This window comes from Pedobacter sp. N36a (assembly GCF_014472395.1).
GTDB lineage: Bacteria > Bacteroidota > Bacteroidia > Sphingobacteriales > Sphingobacteriaceae > Pedobacter.
In genome coordinates this window covers 36,143-58,349 of the sequence record NZ_JACSZW010000005.1, presented here as the reverse complement: position 1 = coordinate 58,349, position 22,207 = coordinate 36,143, and the positions used below count along the sequence as shown (strand labels likewise).

Here is a 22,207-nt window from a genome sequence, read left to right as displayed (position 1 = left end):
GTTTAGGGTGAATCAGTTTTTAATTAGATATTTAGGCTGATTACTTAAAATTAACACCTGAACTGACTGACGATGAATAGATATTTACTGGTAATGAGCTGCATTGCTGTTTTTATGGCCTCCTGTAAAGTTTTACCTTATCAAAAAACAGAAAATTATATTTATTTGCAAAAGCCTAAAAATGGAAAACCAAATTGGAAACTGGTTTGGGAAGATAATTTCAACGGATCGGTGATGGATACGGCCAAATGGAGCAAAATCCCGAAAGGAACTGCCGATTGGAATAAACACATGAGCAGCGACCCGGCCTGTTATGCCCAGTATGGTGGGAAGTTATATTTAAGAGGAATTAAAAACCCTGATACTTCAGCGGATGCAAGACCTTTCCTTACCGGTGGATTGTTTACTAAAGGAAAATTCGCCTATCAATATGGCAAAATAGAAATTCATGCCAAGTTGGAGTGTGCAGCAGGCGCCTGGCCGGCAATGTGGATGCTGGCCGAGAAAAATAAATATGGAAAGTACCCTAATAATGGGGAAATAGACATCATGGAACACCTGAACTCAGATTCCATCATTTATCAGACTACGCATTCTTACTATACGCTCAATCTGAAACTAAAGGAAAACCCTCCGCATGGGGGCACCGCCAAGATAAACATTCATACTTACAATACTTTCGGGTTAATATGGGATCAGGATAAATTGGTCTTTACTTTAAACGGAGTAGAAACCTTCAGGTATCCCCGTGTTGCTGGTGCGGACCCTAGTCAGTGGCCCTATGATCAGCCTTTCTATGTCATGATTGATCAGCAGCTAGGTGGCAGCTGGGTTGGAAAAGTAAAGTCGGAAGATTTACCTGTTCAAATGATTGTGGACTGGGTTAAAGTGTATCAATAAAATAAGATGTGAAATTAAATCAATATGAAAATTAAAAGCCAATTAGCTCTATCCAACCTTACTTTTTTAAACAAGCTGAAGAACCACAATGACAGGGATTGGTTCAATGCCCATAAAGAAGAATTTCTGCAAGAGCAGGAGATGGTGACCGCTTTTGCGGAAGCGCTACTTCAAGATCTGAATACGCATGATGTGATTGAAACCCCTTCAGGAGCAAAAAGTGTGTATCGGATTTATAGAGATACCCGCTTCTCCAAAGACAAAACACCTTATAAAACCCATTGGAGCGGCAGTTTTAAGCGTTCCGGCAAACACCGTAGGGGCGGTTATTATTTCCACATTGAACCGGGCAATACTTTTATTGGCGGTGGTTTTTGGGGTCCTAATGCGAATGACCTAAAACTCATCAGGGAAGACTTTTCTTTTGATGCTGCGCCGATGAGAAAGATATTAAACGATATGGCTTTCATTTCCAACTTCAAAACGCTGCAGGGAGAACAATTGAAAACCAGCCCAAAAGGATTTGATGCCAATGATGAAGCGATTGATCTGTTACGTTACAAGCAGTTTTTAGTACTGAGGAAGTTTTCTGATGAAGAAGTATGGAGTCCGGGTTTTCTAAAAGAGGCTGGGGAAACCTTTAAAAATATGCGTCCATTCCTTGATTATATGTCTGAAGTGCTAAGCACCGACATCAATGGTCTGGACGGATAATACTAATTTAAGGAGGCAATGCTGCGGTTTTCATTTTGCCCTTAGCATGTATCATCAATCAATAAATCATCCACAGTATTTTTCAGCAGTAGTCTAATAAAATAGGCTACTAAATGTGTACAATATTTATATTTGATATTCAATATGAACATAGAAGAATTACGGGATTATTGCCTGCAAAAGCCGGCAGCCACAGAAGATTTTCCTTTTGGAGAAGATACTTTGGTTTTTAAAGTAGGGGAGAAGATCTTTTTGCTCTGCAGTTTGTCTACCGGCAATCGATTTAATGCCAAATGTGATCCGGAAAAGGCCATCGAATGGCGGGAGCATTATGAAGAAGTCCAGCCTGGTTACCACATGAATAAAAAGCATTGGAATACAGTTTTTATGGATGGTAGATTGACAATGCGACAGCTCCAGGAGTTGATAGACGATTCCTATGATTTAGTGCTGAATAGCTTACCAAAGAAAATACAGGAAGAAATCAGGGCCTAAGCGAAGTTGGCAACTGGCCATGAGGGGCATCAGCTGATCTTAGAAATCAGCTGAGCCTAGTATTAATTTCATAATTAAGCTCTTGTATTGGACAGATTTATCGCCATCAACTGTGGTATTGGTATTGCCAAAAATATCATTCACTGATTTGATATCTAACAGTTTTCTTCCATTTTCATCGACCACACTTTTCTTTTCATTTCCAAAAATATCAGTCTCCGTTTTTACCGACATTTTTGGAGATCCGCTTCCGTCGTTGATGGTGATGGTCTCATTTCCGAAAATGTCGTTTGTTTTTTTAACCGAACAGATTTCATTTACATTTGAACCGCTTACATGTTTGGTCTCATTTCCAAAGATATCGGTAGTCGTTTTTATGGTAGTGGTAGACCGTTCTTTTTCGTCGAAAATCTCTACGTTATCGTTCCCGAAAATATCTTTAGATTTTTTAATAGACTGAATCTTTTCTCCATTACGACCGGTGATGGTTTTTATTTTGTTGCCAAAATATCGGTGGAATTCGTGATGGTGGCAATGCCCCTTAAGGTTCGATCTTTTTGGGTTTCGACGGTGTCGCCAAAGATATTTACAGTTTTCGAAATGCTGTAGGTCTGCGCATTCGCGCTGAGGGTTCCTATTGTGAAAAACAGGAAGGTGAATCGTTTAATTTTCCTATAGATAGTTCATTTGTGTGTCTCAATAAGGTACAAAGATTATTAGAAAATTTTGCTATTGCTTCGGTAGATTTTAGACTGAGTGAAAAGGATAGGGCTTATGCGCGGCCAGATATACCACTATTGCAAAGACCAATTTTGAGCCTGCTGGGCTATCATTTTGAGAAGAAAGAAGAGCAGCTCACTTTGAGGTATTATAAAGTCAATGAAAATGGTATCCATATTATTATCACATGGCTACCAGCCATAAAGTTAGGGCACGCAAGCAGAAAATCAATGGTGAACTGTCTATCTCTGCTGAGCTATTTATTTCTAAGCTCAATGGCTCAGGTTCCGGCGTTCAGGATCAATTTTGATTTAGAAGACTGCGACAATATTTTGCGTGTAGAAGATGGCAATATCCAAATCAATAAGATCATATCTAGTTTAAAAAAATTAAGCATTCCTGTGAAGAAATGCCCTTTTACTGGGGTTGTAAATAAATGCAGCTATTGCTGAGCCGCTTTCGATCGGATCATGATAGAGTTGCTGTAAGCGGTAATTCCGGGGTGATATAAACACTGTAATACTGCGGCACCATTTCTAAAAGTTCCTTCCTGGCTAACGATGACTTCATAACTGAACTCTGATCTGCCAGATGGTAAAAAGTCAATAAACAATTGTTGTCCGCTGTCTCTGATGGCTTTATAATAAGGGATACCAGCTTCATATTGCTGTCCGCTGCTGTTGTTCAATGGTTCAAAAGCCCCTGCACGCTTGTCGTCAATTTGCAGAAAACGCAGGGGCTTTTCTGTTTCTACAGTAAGCAGGACTTTGATTTTATCCCCAACTTTTACTTCCTGAGCAGGGGCGAGTTCCAGCCATTTATCCAGCTTAGCATTAAAGGTGTAAAGACTTTTAACCAGTTTCAGCGCCGGGTTAGGGGCATCCGTATTTGCGGATGCACTAAAATAATACCAGGTTAAACCACCTGCAGCAGGATGATTTGCGGAGATCTGGATTGTTGATGATTTTTTCGATAAGGCGATAAATTGATTGCTTTTCCCGCTCATCATGTCATTGGAAACACTGATCTCTTGATCTTCAACTTTAGCGGTTACTATATCGGCAGCTGCACTGATGTTCAGTTCCGGGGTAGCCTGAATCATTTCAATCGCCGCGGCAGTACCTGTGGTACTGCTCCAGCTATAGTCCTTTCTGGCAGTTAGCATCCATTTAACCAGGCCATGTCTGACTGATTTATTCCCGGCAAAAGCTTCGTATAGCATGGCGATGGTTTCTTCTTTCGAATGGTTTAAATTCTCTCCGCTCGAAAGTTCTTTCCAGCGCAGTCCATAATGTTCATCGCTGATGGCGCGTTCCAGGATGTTCTTTCGCTGAGACTCAATTTTGGCAGTAAGTTGATCAGTTTTAATCGCGTATTTTGAGGCGGCAGTAATCCATAATGCCTGAGTGTATATGGACGCTTTATCTAAGGTTTCAAAATGATTTCCGATCGATTCCTGAATTTTAGTATAAACTGGCTGCTCAATGATATATTGACTTTTCCAATAGGAGCGGGCATCAGCGTAATCCAGACGGGAGTCCGCGTTGTTATTTAGAAATTGAAGATCAGCATAAGTAATCATTTTCTTTAGAAATGCTTCCTGCTCCTGCGGTTTTGGAGCGATCCAGCCTGCTTTTTGCAGCTTCGCAAATCCACGGATCAGGTAATTGGTAATCCAGTTGTTACTCAGGCCACCTTCAAACCAGGGTACTCCGCCATCGTAATTCTGCATTTTATATAATTTCTCCAGGAGGCTGAGCATTTTGGATTTGCTGGCCAGTGTATCTAAAGTTTGATAAAGCTGTTTTTGCTGTTTAGCAGCATGGTTTGCCAGGTTTAGCCAAGGCATACTGTTTTCGGTCAGTTCATCAGGAAGCAGGGACGACCTGCTGCTATCTGTGGCTAATACCTGACCTGCTTTAAGGAAAGACGCGGCAATTGCAGCATCTGTTTTCATCAGTTTTCCTGCGGTTACATAGGCAAACAATTTGTTGAAAGTCTGTTCAGCGCAATCATAAGGATAATTGACCAGGTAGGGCAGGGCATTGATGACTGCCGCTTGAGGCTTAGGATCAATGTAGATACCCAGCCCATATAATTCCACATCGGAAGGAAACACCGGTGTATTAATAACGCTGTCTTTAGTTGAAAAAACGAGCGGCAACTGTTCACGTACAAAAATCTTTTTTGGGAGAATAGGCAGGGTGTGTTCTTCTGCATCAGCAATTCCGGGGCCAGTGGCGGTGGTCAAAATTTTTAAAGGGTTCAGTTGATCTTCTGGTATTTTAAAATTGAAACCATCGCTGCTGGTTTGTTGTCCCGGCAGATAGATCATTTTAGACGACTGCCCTTTTAAAAGCCGCAAGGTGAGGTCTTCGCCTGTTACTGCATCTTCAATTCTGCAGCTCAGTTTCACATTCATGGCGATGCTGTCCAAATTGCTGACCCTGCTTTTCAAAACCAGCTCATCTCCCTGGTATAATAACCTGGGCATATTGGGCTGTACCATTAAATTTAACCGGGTATTGAGTTTACGTTCTGCATAAGCAAATAAACCTTTTTGAGTATGGGCAAGCATTTTCCAGTTCCATGCGGTGGCAGTTTGAGGCATGGTGAAACTGAAGGTGTACAGGCCATTTTTATCAGCATATATGGCCGGATAAAAGAAGGCCGTTTCCTTAAAATCTTTACGGATCACCGCTTTTGGTTCTTCTATGGTCTTTGGTAATATGATTTTCCCATTTGTGCTGATGATGATGACCCCTCCAGCTGCATTGGAACCGTATAGGGCAGTAGCTTCCGCGCCTTTTAATACCATCATCTGAATGGTCCCAGGGTCAAATTTATCTAGGGAACCGGTGTAAGGAACACCATCTACAATCATCAGGACCTGATTTTGAATCGCCTGCTGGCTTAATCCGCGAATTTGGACAGAACCATTCATTTGCATGCCGTATCCTTTCATCACCACTTCATCCAGTCGATTGCTTTCCTGAGATTCACCTTCAATACTCAGGCCTGGAACTCTGCCCTGGAAGAGGTTGCTGCTGCGGTAATAGTCATCGTTGATGAAGTCGTCATTGCGGAGCTGCATAAGATCGAAGTTACTTCGCTGTATATTCGTTACATTGTAGCTCCAGGATCTGCTAAAATAACCATTGAAATAACTGTTAAAGGGGCTGCCCCAATTGTGGGATTCCAATTTGTCCAGCGAAGCATCATATAAGACGGTCATGAGTTGTGCCGCAATATTTTCCTTTGCTGTTTTAATGGAAATGCTGAATGTTTCTTTGGCGCCCGGAGTCATTACTTTCTTATACTTTTCTATAATAATCTCTGGCTGTTCTTTTAAAGTTGGTTGTAAATAGATGGAATGCTCATTTTTATACAAATGGTTATTCAGCACATAAGCACTGGTGAAAAGGAGATTTTCTACCGCGTCTTTAGGCATTTTAATCGCGTAGACCTGTAATCCTTTGTTTTGATACTGGCTATGGTAAAGGGTTTTTATAGCGAGTCCTTTATTTGTTTTTGCATAATACTTCAGGCAATAAGTGACATAAGCATGGCCTACAGCTGCGGTGTAGGAACTGAGCGTATCTCCAGCATTTACGGAATTATAAGGGAGGTAATTGAAATCTTTTAGTTGACCAGGAACTGTTCTTTCCTGACTATCAAAAACCTGAAATGTTCGGGTTGATTGCCCGCTGAGCTGTCCGGATTTCTGAGTGCTGGCTATGATTTCATAGCTGCCAGTTGTGAACAACTCTTTATGGAGTACATACTTCGCTGCGCTGTCTATGACCATCTCTTGCGTCAACAACAACTGTTTTTCCTGTTTTATTTGTTCGTAGAGGTTTAGGTTAGGGAACCAATTCTTTAGGTTTTCTTTTGAGTATAACCATTGGTCTACTTTCTTAGGGTTCAAGGTATCCAGTACTTGTTCCAGCTTATAAATACTTAAATTGATCCGATCAGGTTTGTAACTACTGACCGTTGATTTAGCTAGGATCGAAAGTGTTGGAAGCTGCTTTCTGTCGTAGTAGTTTTCTGTAGGGATATCGATTTTTACCGGCCAGGAAGAAAGAAAATACTGGTCTTGAAACTGGATGCTTTCGCCGCTAGATTCCGTTGCTATGGCGTTCAGCTGATAGCTTAAGCATTGCTCGTTGTCGCGGGATTTCAAGGATTCAGGATCAATAGCGTCTTTTACCCGAATCACCAGTTCACCCTGTGTATCGGTATAGCCAATGCTATCGAGTAATCTTGTTTTTTTACGGTTGGAACGACCATATTTGAAATCATCTTTCTCCAGTTGATAGCTAATCATTACATTTTTCAGATCTGCTCCACTGAGTGATTTTACTTTTAGCTTCAATTCGAAGGTTTCACCAGGTATGGTTCCTTCTTTCGGTTTTTCCATGGTCATTTCCAGGGTAGGACGTTTATATTCCTCTACTCTGAAGTCTCCACTTTCGGCATCAACATGATTACTGCTGATCTCCCATCTTCCCGGCAATGCATCTTTAGCCAGGAGGAAGGATCCGGAGAAACTACCATACGCATCTGGATTGAGCTTTATGGTATCGATTGTTTTACGGTTAGGGTTCTTTAATATTAACTGGGGTTTGTTGAGCAACAGCCATTTTTTGAAAGTTGGGTTGGTCGCTTCGCTGAAAACTACCGGTGTTCCTGTCGCAGCGTCTCTTGTCGATAAAATGACCTTGTAGAATACCTGTTGACCAGGTCTGTAAATACTTCTGTCTGTATAAATATGGAGCTTTGCTTCCTCGTCATAAAAGTCCTCCAGATCCTCATACTCCGCCTCATGGTAAACTCCTTTTGGCAATTGATCTGCATCAGCTGTAAATTGGTGAAGGAGGGTGTCTTTGCCTAAAATTAACACAATATTGTCGGCACTTTTTTTTCCACTGAATATAAAACCCTGTGCATCAGAAAGGAAGTTTTGTTTGCTGAGCTGCTCCGGGATTACTTTTTTATTTTTCTCTTTCAGGTAATAACTGGCACTCGCTTTTACGTCTTTAAGCGGAGCGCCGGTCTTTCTGTGGAGTACCATGAAACGATCGCCGGTATTTACTGCGGCAAGGTTGGAAACCAGGAGCTTCAGGTCTTCAATAGAAGTGTTGGATTGATCATCCTTGATCTCCTTTACAGAAAATAGCAGGTAATAGGATCCGATTGGTAAAGCTTCCAGTTTTAAATAAGTACTATGTTTATCATAATCTCCTGCTAAATAGGGGAGCGTAAAGCTGGAATCCCGGAAGGCTGGCTTGCGGAGCAGCAGGGCTAACCGTTTCATTTTGTCGGTTGGCAGTAGTTCTTCTACGCCGATTTTTACGATCCTGTAAAATAGCTTTTGCGCGTTTCTGTATCTTGTGGTAATTAGAATAGGTTGCCCAGGTATTTGTCGATCCTCGGTCTGAAATCTTAATTCCTGCGCTTTGATTTTTCTCAGCATGGTTTCCAGACCGTTCCTGTAGCTTGGGAATTGATTTAAAAGGAGCTGATGTTGTTCGTGCAAATTGACAGCAAGTGCAAGCTGTCCTTTATATTTATCTTGAAATTGAACCCCATACCTACTTCCTTCTCTAAAATATAGCAGAAACAAATGGTAGGCAGCGGCGGCAGTTGTAATTTGAGATTTATCTTTTAAGCCCTCCTGCAGGTAGTTCTTCCAGGCTTTCCTGACCATTTCATGTTCCTGGTACTGTGTATACATCAGGTATTTCAACAGCAGCTGAATGTATTGTAATTTCTCTGGACTAGCTATGTGCTGATCCATCCAGCGCAGGTAAGACTCCAATAGTTTTGAACCAGATTTATCCATGGCATTGAGTACCATGATTTGACTCCCGAATTTGGCGGAACTTGCAGTAATTAATTCTTTTACCTGATCGGCTGTTAAAGGAAGTATGTTATTTTTACCAAACTCATAAGAAATTCTTTCGGAATGCGCAATATCTGCCAGATCAGCCTTGAATGGCAGCTGATCTGCAGTGGAGGAAAGCCAATTGAGGTCTTCAGTTGCTTTTTGTGGTATTTTGCCTGGTTTTAAGACGGCATCGAAATGCGATCTGATCAGACTGTCTCTTTCCTGCTGGGTCAGTATTCTGTAGTTATAGGCCTCGATGATTGGTGGGAAGCGAAAAGTCTTGAACTTCAGGTTTTTAAATTGACTCAGTTTTAAGCGTCTGGCCTGTAAAAGATGCATGACGTTTTTAAGGAGATCTGAACTGGCGGGATCTGTTAACAGACTGTCGATGAATGCGCTGTTTTTGAAATAAAGACTATCTTCTGTTTTTAGGTCTTTGATGAGCATTTGATAGTAGGCATACCTTGCAAATGCAATTTCATTCCCTTTTAACTGGGCCTCAAATTTTGCTTTATTGACCTTTGCCAATGTTTCTTGTAGGTTTCTGCTGGTCTTAATGGAGTTTTCAATATCGGTCCAATTGCTGCTGGGTAAAACTTGAGCGGCGGCATTTGAGGCCGTCATCGTCAAGACCAATAGTAAGGCTACTAGCGAAGAGAGGTAATTCATGGAATATAGTTGAGCGTAATAAACGTGTTGAATATAGGGATTTATTTTCCTTATATCAGGTTCATTCTTTCTGCAATTCTACAGGCTTCCAGAGAATTGTTTACTCTTAGCTTTTCTAATATATTCTGACGGTGTCTATTGACGGTATGGATACTTATAGACAATAGGTCGGCTACTTCTTTACTCATCTTGCCTTTCCTAATGAGCTTTAAAATTTCTTTTTCACGACTGGATAAGAGCTGATTGACCGCCTGTTCGTCAGGTTTTATGCTGAGGCCAGTAGCGGAATTTAGGATGAAAGCATAGGGTGCTGCTGCGGTAGAGGTATCAGTAGAAAGATGATATAGGCAAAGTGCCAGCCACAGACTGCCGTTTACCATACTGGAGACATAAAACATGCGGTGCTCTACAAATGTGTAATCCCCCGTTTTGTTCTCCATTCGGATCTTACTTTTTACCTGATAGTCGGATCGTTCTTCAATAGGCAGATTTTTGATGATATTGAAAAACTGCAGTTCAAGCAGGTGTTTCTCAAAGAGGTCGTCTGGATGGATTTTATTGAAAATAGCTTCTTCCCATATCGAGTTGATCTCTTCTGAACTTTCATTCTCACCCAGGCCGAGGGCCTGAGCTGCCTTGCCTTTATAGATGTAACTTTTATTGGCATTCATATCACTCAATACCGCTATCGAGTTTTCTATCCTGGAATACATCAGGGCCATAAATTGGTATTGGCTCAGGCTGGTCGGCTGATCGTGCTCTGCTCCAAAAGACTGGGTCAAAAGCTGCTCATTTAACTTATGGATGATGTTCATTTCAATATGGTTATAATTCAGTATTGGAGTGGTATTTATGGTGTTTTACCTTTGGAAGGTAAATGTAAAGTATGGTTATTAACTTAAAACAACAAATGAAGAAAATTATTTTAAGTCTCATTGGATTCGCGATGGCACAAACAGGATCTGCACAAAGTCTGGAAAAGATGCAGTGGTTTAATGAGCCTCAAAAATGGGAAATTAAAAACAATGCCTTAACGATGTCTGTGACTCCTCAAAGTGATTACTGGAGGATTTCCCATTACGGTTTTACCGTTGATGATGCACCATTTTATTACAGCATCTTTGGCGGAGAGTTTGAAACCAAGGTGAAGATCACTGGAAACTATAAAGCGCGTTTTGACCAAATGGGATTGATGCTGCGTGTAGACCATGAAAATTACATCAAAGCGGGGATTGAATTTGTAGATGGTAAGTACAATTTAAGCACAGTAGTGACACACAAAACAAGTGATTGGAGTGTCACCACATTGGATAAAGTTCCTGAATTTGTATGGATAAAGGCGGTAAGAAGACTGGATGCGGTAGAAGTATTTTATTCTTTTGATGATAAAACCTATATCATGATGCGCAATGCCCATCTGCAGGATAATGTGCCGGTAATGGTTGGATTTATGGCCGCTAGCCCGGATGGAAATGGATTCAATGCGAAGTTTGAAAACTTTAGTGTTCAGCAATTGCCTGATCAGCGAAGATTGGAATGGCTGAAGAAAAATGCCAATCCATAGTCATGATCATTCCTCCCTTAATCTCCTCATAGATTAGGAAACTAGGGGAGGAATTGAACCACACTGATGTTTTCTCGGATTCAGGAAACATCAGTGTTTATAGTTTGGCAAGATATATTTGGCCATGATTTCAAAGGCTTGTTTTCCTTTATAAGATCCGTAATTAGTTTGCGTAAAAACTACGGTCAGGTTTAGTTCCTCGATGATGAAAACGAATTGTCCGCCGTTACCTGAGGCAAATAACAAATCCGCTTGCAGCCCATTCGTTTTTATCCTTTCCCGGTACCAGTAATAGCCGTAAAAAGTAGGCTGGGGATACCCGCTTTACTTCTGCTGGATTTCATATTTGAAAAATCAGGGATGGCAATGTCACAAAGGGTAGACTCCACAATCCATTTCTTCGATATCACTTGCTTACGATTGTAAATCCCTTTATCCTTGACCAATTGTCCTAGTTTTATGAGGTCTACGGAGCGGATATAAAAAGAGCCGCCGGTCATGGCATTTCCACTTGGATCCAGCGTCCATCTGTACTTGGAAATACCTAGAGGTTTAAATAAATATTTATCGGCAAAATCCATCACAGACATTCCTGTTGCTTTGCTGATGACTCCGCTAAGAATTACTGGATCCATAGAGGTATAAGACCATTCTATTCCAGGCTTATTTTTCATAGGCAGTTCTAAAGCATACTTTACCCAATTTTTGCTCCATTCCATTCCTTCTTCGCAATCTTTTGTGCCGTTGAATTCTTCACAGTCCACACCAGATTTCATTTCCAGTAGGTTTTTTAAGGTCATTAGTTTTTTGTTCGGATCGCTTTTTAGGAAGGGGTATTCCGGAAAAAACTCATAGACTTTTTGGTTTACATCTGAGTTAGAAAATCCAGTAAATTGCTTTTTGTCGGTAATGAAAAAAACTATTCTCATTAAGGAAAATAAAACAGTAACCATATTTGTCTATGTTTTTAGACAAATATGCGCTTTGCTCTTGTTTGTCTAAAAACATAGACGTAGTTTAGCTTTCCTAAACTGGATTAAATATGAAGCAATTATTAGTCACCCTCTGTATTTGCACACTGAGTATTTGCAGTGCTGCACAGGAAAAAAAGGGCAAAAACACCATTGATCAAGCATCTTTAAGGTGTTATTACGCCTTTATCAAAAAGAAACCGACTGACCTTAAACCTTATCGCGTGGATACGATGGTATTGGATATCGGATCCGAGCTTTCCAGATTTTACGATCCCGCAAGGTTGGGCCGCGATTCCCTGGTTGCTGCAAAAATGAAAAATACCGACGCTTCTATTATAAAAAGCATCAGCATTTTTAAGGGGGAGAGCAGTAAAGATTTGTCAGGTATGGTTGGGACCGTCAGTTCTAGTTCTGCTGAAGGGGAAAGTTTTCAAGTCTTTAAAATCAAAAAATCCAATCAATTGAAAGTCCTGGATTACGTAGGTATGGGACAACGGTTTTTATACGTGGATTCATTAGATAAAATGAGCTGGAAGGTCTCGTAGGACACGGCTACAATTGCATCTTATCTGTGTCAGAAGGCTAGTCTTAGCTTCAGGGGAAGAGATTACATCGCCTGGTTTACAACCGATGTGCCCGTAAATGATGGCCCATGGAAGTTTAGCGGCTTGCCTGGATTGATCGTTAAAATTGAAGATACTAAAGCTTTGTTTTCTTTTCAGCTGGTTGGATTGAAGCAGCTGTCAATGCCGCAATTGATTCAGCTGGATGAAAAGAGCAGTTTGAAATGTACCAGAGCAGAATTTGAAAAGCAGAAATTGAAGCAAGGTCGTGGCATGCAGATTAACTTCAATGCGGGGGATATGATGATTGCTGAAATACCTGGAGAGGTGGATTATACCCCAATTGAAACCGAATGATCAGGGCATTGATGCTGATGTTTCTGGCCTGGTTAGCCATTGATGTGAAAGGGCAGACGATCATTCAAGGGCAAATTAGCAATAAAAATGATGGAAAGGCTTTGATTGGAATCAGTGTAACGGTAAAAGAAAAAAATGGCCTGGCAGTATTTGCGTTTACTTCTACAGATCTTAAAGGACGTTATCTTTTGAATTTCAGCAGTAAATCAGATAGTTTGTTGATTATCGTTTCCGGATTGAACATCCAAAAGCAATCTATTCTACTTAGGAATACGAGTCAGGTTAGAAATTTTGGTGTGATTCCCGAAGCCATCAAGTTGAAGGAGATCAAAGTAACTCCACCTAGAATCCGTCGGCTGAATGATACTTTAAATTACCTGACTGATGCTTTCATCGATCAAAATGACCGTACCATCGGCGATGCCCTAAAAAAAATGCCAGGGATTCAGGTAAAAGAAGATGGTTCCATTTTGTACAATAACAAACCGATCAGTAAATTTTATATTGAGGGTAAGGACCTCCTGCAGGGACGTTATGGGATTGCCACAAATAATGTTGCCGCTAAGGATGTGGCTATGGTACAGGTGCTGGAAAACCACCAACCCATCAAAGTACTCAAGGATAAGGAATTTAAAGAGGAGGCTGCGATTAATTTGAAGCTGAAAGATAGCGCAAAAGGTATATTAACGGCAAATGCACAGCTGGGAGCCGGTGCTGCGCCAATACTGTACCATCATGAGCTATCAGCGATGTATTTTGATAAGAATAAGCAGCACCTGGACACTTACAAAGGGAACAACACTGGGAGTGAGGTGTCCAAGGCACTCCAGTCCTTTTATGCCAGTGATAAAACGATGAAAGAAGGGAGTTCTTTAAACCTGCAGTCGCCGGGACTGCCAGAAATCAGTCAGAAGCACTATTTGTTTAATAGGGCAAATATGGGGACTGTGAACCAGTTATGGGCAACAAAAAACGACTTGCAGCTGACCGCTAATTTGAGTTATCTTAATGATCGTCAGGATCGTGAAAGTTCTTCCCGTTCTGTGTATTATTTACCTGCCGATAGCCTGCTTATTGTGGAAGAAACATTAGCGGCAACCGAACAGATTAACTATCTGGAAGGAACACTGCAGCTGAATGACAATAAAGACAAGTATTACCTGGACAATACATTGAAATTTACAGGGAAATGGAATCAGGCGGAAGGGAAGGTCTTCAATTCTGAGCAGCTGTTCCAGGAATTACAGAAGCCCACATTTCGTCTGACGAATACCTTCATTACGCTGAAGAATTATGCTCGGGCAACATGGCGCTTTTATGCTTACCAGGGATATGAAAGTAATCCACAGGTGTTGAAGATTAAACCTTTGTTGTACCCTGAATTGTTTGAAAATAGTGCCGCGTATCACTTCATGCGGCAGTCGCTCGATCAGGAAAGTTTTCGTAGCCTAAACAAGGTAACTTATAGCGTAAATGCTAAGGCCTTTAAACAGGATTATTCAATTGGTTTTAATGCGAATTTAAAGCAATTCAGGTCTGCGCTACAGGGTTTGAATGAAGGAGGCAGCTTAAGTATAATGGTAGATTCATTGCGCAATGATTTGAGCTGGAATACTTATGAAGTATTTGTAAGTCCTGATTATACCTATTCAAAAAACAAGCTGCGCGCTACACTTCAGCTTCCATTGGTCTATAATTACTTAGATCGCAATGACAGGCTAAGCGGATGGAGTAATGCTACAAAACGAGTATTCTTTAACCCGTCGTTTTCCCTGAGGTATGAATTGAGCTTGCTTTGGAATATGACATTTCGGGCGAACTATGGAAATGAATTGGGGGATCTGGAAAATGGATTTACAGGTTATGTACTGCAATCTTACCGAAGTTTGCTGAGGAATGAAGGCGCATTGCCAGAAAAAAAAAGTCAGAGTTACCTTGTTGATTTGGCCTATCGGCATCCTGTTCATGAAGTGTTTCTTAACTTGAGTGTCAGCTATTTCAAAAAAAGAGCGAGCTTGATGTATGGTTACGATTATGAAGGGATCAGAAGCTTGAAGAGAACATATGAACTTCCAAATGTTAATAATGGATATTTATGGTCTGTAATCTTTAGTAAAGGGATAGAGGCCATTGCTGCTACAATCAGGCTTGAAATGGAATACAGCCATTCCAATGCTTCACAAATTAGTCAGGGACTGATTTTCTATTTTCAAAATGATCAATATAGTATCAAGCCAGCTATCGTCAGTAAAATAGAAAAATGGGCGAGCCTATCTTATGCTTATCAATATTCGAAAAGTTTCAATAAAATCGTTCAAGGTGATGATCATTTCAAGCCCATTAGCAGGAGTATTCAAAGGGGGCAGCTGAGTTTTTTCCCGTCAAAAAGCTGGACAGTTAACCTGGCCATGGAGCACTTTTATAACAACTCACTTTCCGGGGCCAGTAAGTCGATGAAGTTTGCTGATTTGGCTACAAAATATACCTATAAGCGTGTGGAATTTAATCTGGAATATAACAACGTGTTTAATGTGAAGGAGTATGCCTCTGCGGTATATAATGAACTGAGTACATATTATACGACTTATAACCTAAGGCCTGCACAAGTACTGCTGAAGGTTCGATTCAAGATCAAATAATTGTTTGCTGGTCTATAAAAATAGTCGTAAGTTTATTAAATGGAAAAAGGAGTGCAATTGACGAGAGCAGAAGAGCAGATCATGCAGGCATTGTGGACCCTGAATGAAGGTACAGTGCAGGAAATCCGTGATCAACTGGAAGATCCAAAGCCTGCAAGGACTACTGTGTCTACCGTATTGACCATATTAGAGAACAAGGGCTTTGTTTCCCATAATAGTTTAGGTAGAACGAACGTGTATACGCCTTTAGTGGCTAAAGAAGCCTATTCAAAATCTCAACTGTCAGGTTTACTAAGAAATTACTTCAACAACTCATTTGCAGCGATGACCTCATTCTTTGCGAAGGAAAACAATTATACCATTGAAGAACTCGATCTGCTCATTAGAGATACAAAAGATCAATTGAAAAAAGAAGAAGAAAAATAATTGATGATGGAACAGTTGGCGATATATCTTTTAAAATCTACGGTATGCATCACCGGATTTTTAGCAGTGTACTGGTGTTTTCTAAAAAACGAGACCTTTTACCGTTTTAACAGATATTTCTTGCTGACGGGCTTGGTAACGGCAGCTTTGCTGCCATTTTACACTTATACTTTTAAGGTAAATACAGTTACTGTCGCGGCTGTTTTACCCGCTTCAAACCAAACCGATGTTGTCGAAACGACTACTGGATTACCCCTGATTTACGTGTTTTTAATTGTCGTTTATGCTTTGGGAATTGTGTTTTTAGGGCTTCGTTATTTTATAGGTTTAAACAAGCTGAAAAGTCTGATTCGTAAATATGGATTTACGGAAATGAAGGGCTATAGGTTAGTCAAAACCAACGATTTGAAGGCGTCATTTTCAGTTTTCAATTATATCCTTGTAAATGGTTCTGCTGAAACCTCGGAAATAGAAAAGAAACTGATTTTTGAGCATGAGCTGGCACATGTAAAGCAATTTCATTGGCTGGACCTGTTGCTATCTCAATTGCTTTGCATTTTTCAATGGTTCAATCCATTGATATGGGTGTATACCTATTGCATCAAGCAGAATCATGAATTTCTTGCAGATACTGCGGTGCTGGCAAAGGGGAATCCGGTAGGATTATACCGTGCTGCATTGCTGAACCATAGCTTGGGAACCCCGGTATTCGCTTTGTCAAGTTCTTTTGCACATTATGATAAATTGAAGCGTGTTAAAATGATGACAAAAGCTGCTTCTGCTGCGACAAAAAAGCTGATCGTTCTGGTGTTACTTCCACTGCTTGCGGTTTTTCTATGGGCCTTTGCAAAACCTATATTTGTAGCGGATCCGGGAGGGAAAGCTTCAGAAATTATAGCTCCAGTGCTACGAGCTGCAGAAGTAACCGCTCCAAGGCTTTCAAAGCATGATGCGGGGCCAGAAATTTTAGCCAATACTGCCGCGGCAAACCGGCAAAAGAAGCGGACTGCTACAGTTAAAGGTGAGGCAAAGGAAGTCAACATGAAGCCTAAACAATCGGCTCCCACTGCTGCTGCATCAGCTGTTCTGGTTTACCTGGATGGTCAGGAAATTCATTATGACATCAACCAGATTAAATCGGAGACGATTGAATCTATAGATGTTTTGAAGGGTACTTCAGCCACTGATGTTTATGGCGAACGTGGTAAAAATGGGGTAGTCCTGATTACTTCTAAGAAACAACTATAGCCTGTTGGTATAGGTAATGTGCTTTACTTCTTGGCATTCTTGCCGAATTTCAATAGGAGGAGGTCACTATGAAATTACTGTAATTAAAAGTAAATTGTTAAATATCATGAAAGGTATGGTTTCAATTATATCGGGCAGGGGTATCCCCCTTGGGACGAAGTGTCCAGAATTTATCAAATCACATTATAGATCATTTAAAGGTATAATAATTAGGATGGACATTAATATAGAAGAAGCGATAGGAAGAATAATCAGCTGAAAAACCCCTTGTATTTAAGAAAAAGGAAAGCCTTGAAGATTTATGATTATCAAGGCTTTTCTTTTTAGATCCCTCCTGAAACAATTTTTGACGTCATCAGTTCTATGGTAAAGCCTAATAAAACACATCTTCATTCAATTAAAAACCTATGGCAAAGCAAAAATCACAGGCAAAACCGGGAAATCAACCGGAAAACGAAAAGATAAAGCATTTAAAGCCGCATTCGGCGGATGCTTCCGGAGAGTTCATGACAACCGATCATGGTGTCCGAATTAATGATGATCAGAATTCACTGAAAGTAGGGGAGCGGGGAGCAACCTTATTGGAAGATTTTATCTTAAGGGAGAAAATCACTCATTTTGATCATGAGCGAATTCCTGAGCGTATTGTACATGCAAGAGGTTCAGGAGCGCATGGAGTATTTAAACTGTATGAATCCCAATCTGCTTTCACCAAAGCACATTTCTTAAAAGATACCACAACCGAGACACCTGTTTTTGTTCGTTTTTCTACAGTTGCCGGATCCCGTGGATCAACGGATTTGGCGCGGGACGTAAGAGGATTTGCTGTTAAGTTTTATACGCAGCAGGGTAACTTTGATTTGGTAGGAAATAATATGCCTGTTTTCTTTATTCAGGATGCGATGAAATTTCCGGATCTAATTCATGCAGTAAAGCCAGAGCCAGACCATGAAATGCCCCAGGCCGCTTCGGCACATGACACTTTCTGGGACTTTATTTCTTTAATGCCTGAATCCGCACACATGATCATGTGGGCAATGAGCGACCGGGCAATTCCAAGAAGCTTAAGAATGATGGAGGGATTTGGCGTACATACTTTCAGATTCATTAATGAAAAAGGAGCGGGTTGTTTCGTTAAGTTTCACTGGAAACCTTTATTGGGTGTTCATTCCGTAGCATGGGATGAAGCTCAAAATATCTCCGGTAAGGACTCAGATTTTCATAGAAGAGATTTATGGGAAGCCATTGAAAGCGGTGCTTTTCCGGAATGGGAACTGGGCGTACAAATTGTTCCAGAGGCAGATGAGTTCAAGTTTGAATTTGATCTGTTAGATCCAACTAAACTCATCCCCGAGGAATTGGTGCCGGTACAGCGTATTGGGAAAATGACCTTAAACCGCAACCCGGATAACTTCTTTGCGGAAACTGAACAGGTGGCTTTTCATGTAGGGCATATTGTTCCAGGAATTGATTTTACCAATGATCCATTAATGCAGGGCAGACTGTTTTCTTATACAGACACCCAGTTGATTAGACTTGGAGGACCTAATTTCCATGAGATTCCAATTAACAGACCTATCGTTCCCGTACATAATAATCAGCGCGATGGATTTATGCGGCAAACGATTAACAAGGGGAAAACGAGTTATGGCCCGAATGCGCTGGGAAACAATGATCCGCAGCAGGCTAAGGCTGCCGATGGAGGTTTTACTTCTTATCAGGAACGTATAGATGCTAAAAAAGTAAGAGCAAGAAGTAAAAGCTTCTTTGACCATTTTAGCCAGGCGACCTTGTTTTTTAATAGTCAATCTGAGCCTGAGAAGAACCACATTACAGATGCTTTAAGTTTTGAACTTGGAAAAGTAAAAACAGTAGCGATAAGGGAAAGAATGGTGGGTATTCTAACCAGAATTAATCAGAAACTTGCAGCAGATGTTGCAATAGCACTTGGACTGGAAGTGCCTAAAGGACCTCAGGAACCTATCAATCATAGTGTTCCTGCTGATGGAAAACAGGCTGATTTTGAACCAATTTCGGTAAAAAGTACCCTGGAAAAGTCTGAGGCATTGAGTATGGCTAATACTATTAAAGATACGATTAAGACGAGAAAAGTGGCTTTTCTTGTAGCCGATGGGCTGGATTCAAAATCATTGGATACCGTTAAGAAAGCATTGCTTGCGGCAGGTGGAGTGGTAGAAATTATTGCGCCAAAACTGGGTGCAGTCAAAGGTTCGGATGGGACTAAATTTCCTGTAGATCAGAGTTTTTTAACTGCTGCCTCTGTGCTTTATGATGCAGTTTATGTACCAGGTGGAAAGGAGAGTACTGAAACGCTTAAAGGGGAGGCGAATGCGATTCACTTTTTGAATGAGGCTTTCAAACATTGTAAAGCGATTGCAGTGGATCAGCAAGCTGTAAAATTACTGGAGTTGACCTATTTATCAGGAAAACTGCCTAAAGATGCTAAAGATCAAACGGTAATTCAGGAAGGTATTGTGCTGGAAACAGATCCTGCATTACTGGCCAAACAATTTATATTGGCCATCTCACAGCATCGTTTTTGGAATAGGGAGAAACCAAGAAAGGTTCCTGCATAATTAAATTAAAATGAAAAATGCCCGGCAATTATGACCGGGCATTTCTTTTATCATTAAGTTTATGATCAAGTGTCTCTAATACTGTTCTATTATTCTAAGTGCTTCTTCATTTCCCTGCTGTGCAGCATGATCCAATACCGACAAACCACGGATATCCAGAATGGTTTTATCGGCGCCCTCGCTCAATAATAACTTTAAGACGTCATTTCTACCAAACATAGCAGCAAACATTAAGGCAGTTCCACCATTGCCATGCTGCAGGTTGAGGTCTGCACCATGATGAATCAGCAGCTCAGCGATGCTAAGGTATCCTTTAAAGGATACCCCCATTAGCGCAGTATTGCCTCCTTGATCTTGTGAATTGAGTGCTGCACCATGTTCAATCAATAACTTTGCAGCCTCATATTGATTGTTGTAGCAGGAAATAATAAGTGGGGTATATCCTTTCTCATCGCTTGCATTAAGGTCGGCTTCTAGTCGGATTAATTCTTGTAGTACTTCAATGTTTCCAATTCGGGAAGCATGAATGGTAGTTTGAGGATTATGAATCATGTGTGTAAGCATTATTAACTAGGCATTGCAAGTCTTTATAAAAGAGGTTGTCATCAAGGAATACAAAGCCGGAAATTACGCTTTCCAGCTTTGTAGGTTGATCATATTAATAAATTAGCTGGTGATTTTTGCAGCATCTCTCAGCGCTTTAATGGCATCGTGCGCGGCTTTAATATCCTGTGCTTGTCTGCTCACTGTTTCTAATGCTTCGCCAGTCAGTTCACCTTTTTCCAAGGCCAAAGTATATGCCGCTTTAATGGCATCTTCACCACGCTCAGCTTCAGAAAGAATACTTGCACGATCGCTACCACCAAATAGAGATTTTACATCTATCCAGGCCCTATGTAAGGTACCAGCAACGCTATTGCCCGTTTCTACCTCTTCTCCATAGCCTGCGACAATAGCGGTAAGCTCCTGGCTGAATTTCCTGCTCTGGCTGCTATACTGTTGAAAGATGGCTTTTAAATCTATATTCTCATCTTTAATATCAGCAATTGCTTTTTCAAATCCTGCTATACGGTCATTGTTGATTTCTGTCAGATCGTTTAATACCGAAATTGATTTTTCTGTTACATTCATAGTAGTAGTTTTTTGTTGAACTCCTAGAACATTCCGTAAACCAATGTGGTTTTAAAAATATAAATTTTATTAATTCACAGAAAGCTGCAGTGCTGATGCTCGCCTGATAGGGGGGATGATGATGATGGAATTAAGGTAAATGAAAACATATTTGCTTTTGAACGAGTTTATAGTTGGAATTGATACCGCAATAAAATGCCAGATTTAACAAAATTATGAAAGCAACGAAAAATGAAAAAGAAAACTTTAAAGGGGTTTGGAATATATTAAAAGCGACCTTTAACGGGTTTAACGATCATAAAGTGACAAAATTGAGTGGTTCATTGGCATATTATACGGTCTTTTCCATGGCTCCTCTTCTAGTTGTAGTGATTTCTCTATGTGGTATATTTCTCGGACAGGAAGCTGCTCAAGGTGAAATCTATTCACAATTGGCTGGTTTTATGGGTAAAGAGACTGCTTTACAATTACAGCAAATCGTTGCAAACGCAGCCATAGGGGAGAAAGATACACTGGCCTTTACCATAGGATTAGTGACGCTTTTAATTGGAGCAACTACTGTTTTTGCTGATATACAAGATTCCATAAATACCATTTGGGGGCTAAAAGCTAAACCCAAACGAGGCTGGCTAAAAATGCTGCAAAACAGGTTTCTTTCCTTTTCTGTCATCATCAGCCTTGGCTTTATCTTACTGGTATCTTTAGCGATTACTACTATTTTAGATGGGTTTAATGCACGTCTTCAAGCGCGGTTTTCTGAGGTCTCTGTAATTGTTTTTTATATATTAAACCAATTACTTACCCTGGCGGTCATCTCCCTTATTTTTGGTGTGATTTTTAGAGTGCTTCCAGATGCCAGGATTAAATGGAAGGATGTATTATTTGGCTCTGTGGTGACTGCAATTCTGTTTATGCTGGGGAAATTTGGAATTTCACTTTACATCGGACAGAGCGATGTAGGCAGTACTTATGGAGCTGCTGGTTCATTGGTCATTCTACTGCTATGGACCTATTATTCAGCGATTATTTTGTTTGTTGGTGCTGAATTTACAAAAGCCTATGCAGTTGCTTATGGCTCAGAAATACATCCCTCTCCATATGCAGTCACCACTAAGGAAATTGAAATAGAAACTGGGCAAAATTCTATTCAGGAAAATGCAGAAATTCCTAAATAAATACCTGATCATTAAGCATATTGAATGTCTTAGTGTCAAAGCGAGTAAAACTGGCTAATTACTGATAAAACAAACATATTCCTGGGCTGTTATTTAAAATAGTCTTGAAAGATCAGGCAAAAATAACCATCAAAAAAAAGCA

Annotated in this window: 18 protein-coding genes; 12 read left to right on the top strand and 6 right to left on the bottom strand. The window is 40.5% G+C overall.

Annotated features, from left to right (window positions below):
* Positions 1 to 72 precede the first annotated feature (72 nt).
* From H9X96_RS11285 to H9X96_RS11275, 3 genes are all read left to right on the top strand, one after another.
* The gene (locus H9X96_RS11285; protein ID WP_222943891.1) at positions 73 to 900 is read left to right on the top strand and encodes a glycoside hydrolase family 16 protein; all 828 of its coding nucleotides are present in this window, start codon (positions 73 to 75) and stop codon (positions 898 to 900) included.
* Positions 901 to 924: 24 nt separating this feature from the next.
* Positions 925 to 1,614 carry a DUF2461 domain-containing protein gene (locus H9X96_RS11280; protein ID WP_187666382.1) on the top strand — a complete coding sequence of 230 codons (690 nt, stop codon included), beginning with the start codon at positions 925 to 927 and terminating at the stop codon, positions 1,612 to 1,614.
* A gap of 144 nt (positions 1,615 to 1,758) precedes the next feature.
* Positions 1,759 to 2,109 carry an MmcQ/YjbR family DNA-binding protein gene (locus H9X96_RS11275; protein WP_187666381.1) on the top strand — a complete coding sequence of 117 codons (351 nt, stop codon included), beginning with the start codon at positions 1,759 to 1,761 and terminating at the stop codon, positions 2,107 to 2,109.
* A gap of 39 nt (positions 2,110 to 2,148) precedes the next feature.
* Here H9X96_RS11275 and H9X96_RS11270 read toward each other — a convergent pair whose 3' ends face one another.
* Entirely contained in the window at positions 2,149 to 2,343 is a 195-nt protein-coding gene (locus H9X96_RS11270) for a hypothetical protein (protein ID WP_187666380.1), read from the bottom strand.
* A gap of 323 nt (positions 2,344 to 2,666) precedes the next feature.
* On the opposite strand from H9X96_RS11270, the gene H9X96_RS11265 reads away from it, so the two are divergent.
* Positions 2,667 to 3,281, top strand: coding sequence for a hypothetical protein (locus H9X96_RS11265; protein WP_187666379.1), 615 nt, complete (start codon positions 2,667 to 2,669; stop codon positions 3,279 to 3,281).
* On the opposite strand, the gene H9X96_RS11260 is transcribed toward H9X96_RS11265, so the two are convergent.
* Positions 3,272 to 9,391 carry an MG2 domain-containing protein gene (locus H9X96_RS11260; RefSeq protein WP_187666378.1) on the bottom strand — a complete coding sequence of 2,040 codons (6,120 nt, stop codon included), beginning with the start codon at positions 9,389 to 9,391 and terminating at the stop codon, positions 3,272 to 3,274. The two genes, H9X96_RS11265 and H9X96_RS11260, sit on opposite strands and share 10 nt — an antisense overlap.
* Positions 9,392 to 9,441: 50 nt before the next feature.
* The gene (locus H9X96_RS11255; protein WP_187666377.1) at positions 9,442 to 10,206 is read right to left on the bottom strand and encodes a response regulator transcription factor; all 765 of its coding nucleotides are present in this window, start codon (positions 10,204 to 10,206) and stop codon (positions 9,442 to 9,444) included.
* 95 nt (positions 10,207 to 10,301) lie between these two features.
* On the opposite strand from H9X96_RS11255, the gene H9X96_RS11250 reads away from it, so the two are divergent.
* Positions 10,302 to 10,955 (top strand): DUF1349 domain-containing protein, encoded by a 654-nt coding sequence (locus tag H9X96_RS11250; protein ID WP_187666376.1) that lies wholly within the window; start codon positions 10,302 to 10,304, stop codon positions 10,953 to 10,955.
* Positions 10,956 to 11,224: 269 nt separating this feature from the next.
* Here H9X96_RS11250 and H9X96_RS11245 read toward each other — a convergent pair whose 3' ends face one another.
* Positions 11,225 to 11,884, bottom strand: a complete 660-nt coding sequence (locus H9X96_RS11245; protein WP_187666375.1) for a serine hydrolase — start codon at positions 11,882 to 11,884, stop codon at positions 11,225 to 11,227.
* Positions 11,885 to 11,997: 113 nt separating this feature from the next.
* On the opposite strand from H9X96_RS11245, the gene H9X96_RS11240 reads away from it, so the two are divergent.
* From H9X96_RS11240 to H9X96_RS11215, 6 genes are all read left to right on the top strand, one after another.
* Positions 11,998 to 12,474: a hypothetical protein gene (locus tag H9X96_RS11240; protein WP_187666374.1), complete on the top strand. Its 477-nt coding sequence runs from the start codon at positions 11,998 to 12,000 to the stop codon at positions 12,472 to 12,474.
* A gap of 12 nt (positions 12,475 to 12,486) precedes the next feature.
* Complete coding sequence (locus tag H9X96_RS11235; protein WP_187666697.1) at positions 12,487 to 12,849, top strand: GLPGLI family protein; 363 nt, start codon at positions 12,487 to 12,489, stop codon at positions 12,847 to 12,849.
* The gene (locus tag H9X96_RS11230; protein ID WP_187666373.1) at positions 12,846 to 15,488 is read left to right on the top strand and encodes a TonB-dependent receptor; all 2,643 of its coding nucleotides are present in this window, start codon (positions 12,846 to 12,848) and stop codon (positions 15,486 to 15,488) included. Before H9X96_RS11235 ends, H9X96_RS11230 begins: the two co-directional genes overlap by 4 nt.
* Positions 15,489 to 15,527: 39 nt before the next feature.
* The gene (locus tag H9X96_RS11225) at positions 15,528 to 15,914 is read left to right on the top strand and encodes a BlaI/MecI/CopY family transcriptional regulator (protein WP_222943890.1); all 387 of its coding nucleotides are present in this window, start codon (positions 15,528 to 15,530) and stop codon (positions 15,912 to 15,914) included.
* A 3-nt stretch (positions 15,915 to 15,917) separates the two neighbouring features.
* Positions 15,918 to 17,162: a M56 family metallopeptidase gene (locus H9X96_RS11220; RefSeq protein WP_187666372.1), complete on the top strand. Its 1,245-nt coding sequence runs from the start codon at positions 15,918 to 15,920 to the stop codon at positions 17,160 to 17,162.
* 407 nt (positions 17,163 to 17,569) lie between these two features.
* Complete coding sequence (locus H9X96_RS11215) at positions 17,570 to 19,759, top strand: catalase (RefSeq protein WP_187666371.1); 2,190 nt, start codon at positions 17,570 to 17,572, stop codon at positions 19,757 to 19,759.
* Positions 19,760 to 19,834: 75 nt separating this feature from the next.
* Here H9X96_RS11215 and H9X96_RS11210 read toward each other — a convergent pair whose 3' ends face one another.
* Both H9X96_RS11210 and H9X96_RS11205 read right to left on the bottom strand, forming a co-directional pair.
* Complete coding sequence (locus tag H9X96_RS11210) at positions 19,835 to 20,323, bottom strand: ankyrin repeat domain-containing protein (protein WP_255431083.1); 489 nt, start codon at positions 20,321 to 20,323, stop codon at positions 19,835 to 19,837.
* 102 nt (positions 20,324 to 20,425) lie between these two features.
* Entirely contained in the window at positions 20,426 to 20,890 is a 465-nt protein-coding gene (locus H9X96_RS11205; protein ID WP_187666370.1) for a PA2169 family four-helix-bundle protein, read from the bottom strand.
* Positions 20,891 to 21,105: 215 nt separating this feature from the next.
* Here H9X96_RS11205 and H9X96_RS11200 point away from each other — a divergent pair, with 215 nt between their 5' ends.
* A complete protein-coding gene (locus tag H9X96_RS11200) occupies positions 21,106 to 22,065 on the top strand; it encodes a YihY/virulence factor BrkB family protein (RefSeq protein WP_187666369.1) in 960 nt (319 codons plus the stop codon).
* Positions 22,066 to 22,207: the final 142 nt, after the last annotated feature.

Bases quoted from the DNA above. Each gene is read 5' to 3' on its own strand.
- H9X96_RS11220 (WP_187666372.1), top strand. From the start codon at position 15,918: ATGATGGAACAGTTGGCGATATATCTTTTAAAATCTACGGTATGCATC.
- H9X96_RS11250 (WP_187666376.1), top strand. From the start codon at position 10,302: ATGAAGAAAATTATTTTAAGTCTCATTGGATTCGCGATGGCACAAACA.
- H9X96_RS11280 (WP_187666382.1), top strand. From the start codon at position 925: ATGAAAATTAAAAGCCAATTAGCTCTATCCAACCTTACTTTTTTAAAC.
- H9X96_RS11210 (WP_255431083.1), bottom strand. From the start codon at position 20,323: ATGCTTACACACATGATTCATAATCCTCAAACTACCATTCATGCTTCC.
- H9X96_RS11270 (WP_187666380.1), bottom strand. From the start codon at position 2,343: ATGTCGGTAAAAACGGAGACTGATATTTTTGGAAATGAAAAGAAAAGT.
- H9X96_RS11260 (WP_187666378.1), bottom strand. From the start codon at position 9,391: ATGAATTACCTCTCTTCGCTAGTAGCCTTACTATTGGTCTTGACGATG.
- H9X96_RS11215 (WP_187666371.1), top strand. From the start codon at position 17,570: ATGGCAAAGCAAAAATCACAGGCAAAACCGGGAAATCAACCGGAAAAC.
- H9X96_RS11230 (WP_187666373.1), top strand. From the start codon at position 12,846: ATGATCAGGGCATTGATGCTGATGTTTCTGGCCTGGTTAGCCATTGAT.
- H9X96_RS11285 (WP_222943891.1), top strand. From the start codon at position 73: ATGAATAGATATTTACTGGTAATGAGCTGCATTGCTGTTTTTATGGCC.
- H9X96_RS11275 (WP_187666381.1), top strand. From the start codon at position 1,759: ATGAACATAGAAGAATTACGGGATTATTGCCTGCAAAAGCCGGCAGCC.
- H9X96_RS11240 (WP_187666374.1), top strand. From the start codon at position 11,998: ATGAAGCAATTATTAGTCACCCTCTGTATTTGCACACTGAGTATTTGC.
- H9X96_RS11225 (WP_222943890.1), top strand. From the start codon at position 15,528: ATGGAAAAAGGAGTGCAATTGACGAGAGCAGAAGAGCAGATCATGCAG.
- H9X96_RS11205 (WP_187666370.1), bottom strand. From the start codon at position 20,890: ATGAATGTAACAGAAAAATCAATTTCGGTATTAAACGATCTGACAGAA.
- H9X96_RS11245 (WP_187666375.1), bottom strand. From the start codon at position 11,884: ATGAGAATAGTTTTTTTCATTACCGACAAAAAGCAATTTACTGGATTT.
- H9X96_RS11255 (WP_187666377.1), bottom strand. From the start codon at position 10,206: ATGAACATCATCCATAAGTTAAATGAGCAGCTTTTGACCCAGTCTTTT.
- H9X96_RS11200 (WP_187666369.1), top strand. From the start codon at position 21,106: ATGAAAGCAACGAAAAATGAAAAAGAAAACTTTAAAGGGGTTTGGAAT.